This is a genomic window from Microvirga sp. P4_G7 (genome assembly GCF_056401005.1).
This window is the reverse complement of the sequence record NZ_JBFUKD010000813.1, coordinates 1-1,454: the sequence shown is the minus strand read 5'-3', so window position 1 is coordinate 1,454 and position 1,454 is coordinate 1. Positions and strand designations below refer to the sequence as shown.

Here is a 1,454-nt window from a genome sequence, read left to right as displayed (position 1 = left end):
CCTTGAGATACCCCGCGATCAATTGGGTGGACTGGATGGACAGCGTCTTATACCAGCCGCGATCCTTGCCCGTGGCGAGGGTGACAGTCCGTCCCATAGCGATCCCGTGCAGGCTCCTCACTTGGCGGACCAACTGCCCATCAAAGCCTGCATCACTCGGGAAGCGTCGACTGTCGTACTCCAGCATGAGGTACATTCCGGCGACCACCAGGGCGATCTCATCGGGCTCTGCTGTGTTCGTGACCTTGAGGATCTCGGAACACGCGGCGACCATGTGACGATTGCTTGGGGTGCCCCGGTGATAGGCGTCGACATACCTCTGGCAGTGATCCTGGAGAAGAGCGGTGATCTGGGTAAGGCTGCTCATGATCAGGGGCACGTTTCCCCGATGCATCGCTGCTCGGGCGCTGTCGATATAGGGACGTAGCTCAGGCTTTCTCACGGTGACCTGTCGGGCATCTCCGGAGGCACGGACGCGCTTCCTGCATTTCTCGCAGTAGACGGCGATGCTGGATCGGGCGATCCCGTTACATCCGGGGTTCCGGCACTGATGATAGCCGGGGCGTATGGTGGTTCTGGTCGGCATGTGTCTCTCTGTAAAAGGAAAGGCCCCACCTCTCGAATGAATGGCGGGGCCTTGTGTGGTTCTTGCGCTCTGTCTTCCATCGGCGGCGCAAGTGATGTTAGTGGGCTCAGGTCGTGGGATCATGCCTCCAGTCTGTCGGTGGAAAGCACGTCACACATGGCATAGTTTGTTGAAGGACTCGCATCGGCCATCGGGTACGGTGTTATCTTCTTCGGAGGTCTCTACCTCGTCGGGCACGAGTACCTTCTCACTCAGTCGCGTCGCTCCTCACGCCGCTCGTGGCGTCCAGTGCGCCGCCCCGTACGCCGCTCGTGGCGTCCGCTGCGCCGCTCCCCACGCCGCTCCATGCCTTGGGTCTGAGCCTCGGCATCTGACGCCGTCAGGACTGCAGTGGGCACTGCGAGGCCGAAGGCAGCCGCCAAGCCCACGAGAGAAAGAACACGTCGACGGGAGATTGCTTGTGAAGTGGTGATTTCGCCCATGTCAGAACTCCCTGAGAGAGTGATGAGCCGTCTTTGCGGGTGCGCCACGTTGCACCAAATATTAATTGTACCACGATGATCCACCTAGGACCACGGCCCATCGAGGGTGGAATTGGTGGCTTTTACTACCGATTGCCGCAAAGCAGCCGCCTGATGCTACCCTCTGTGGCGACGGGGTAGGGTGTCTAAAGTAGACTACAAGGGAATAGACAGGATGCGGTCAAAAGGGGCTGTTCTCGTCATCGTCCACTGCGTCAGGTCCCCTTTCGGTCAACCTCTCAATCACCTCCTGAACCCTCTCGGGGCCCATGTAAATCTCAATGGCTCGGGCGAACAAATCGACGTTGCCCGAGAGCTTTGTCCCGAACTCCTTATAGAGCCTCTCG

2 protein-coding genes are annotated in these 1,454 nt (G+C 59.4%); both read right to left on the bottom strand.

The genetic code is table 11. The annotated features are described in order from the left end of the window. A partial coding sequence (locus AC1DT3_RS20930; protein WP_477467122.1) for a hypothetical protein occupies positions 1 to 367 on the bottom strand: 367 nt, incomplete at its 3' end. Positions 368 to 837: 470 nt separating this feature from the next. Continuing rightward, positions 838 to 1,068, bottom strand: coding sequence for a hypothetical protein (locus AC1DT3_RS20925; RefSeq protein WP_477467121.1), 231 nt, complete (start codon positions 1,066 to 1,068; stop codon positions 838 to 840). Between the last annotated feature and the right edge of the window lie 386 nt (positions 1,069 to 1,454).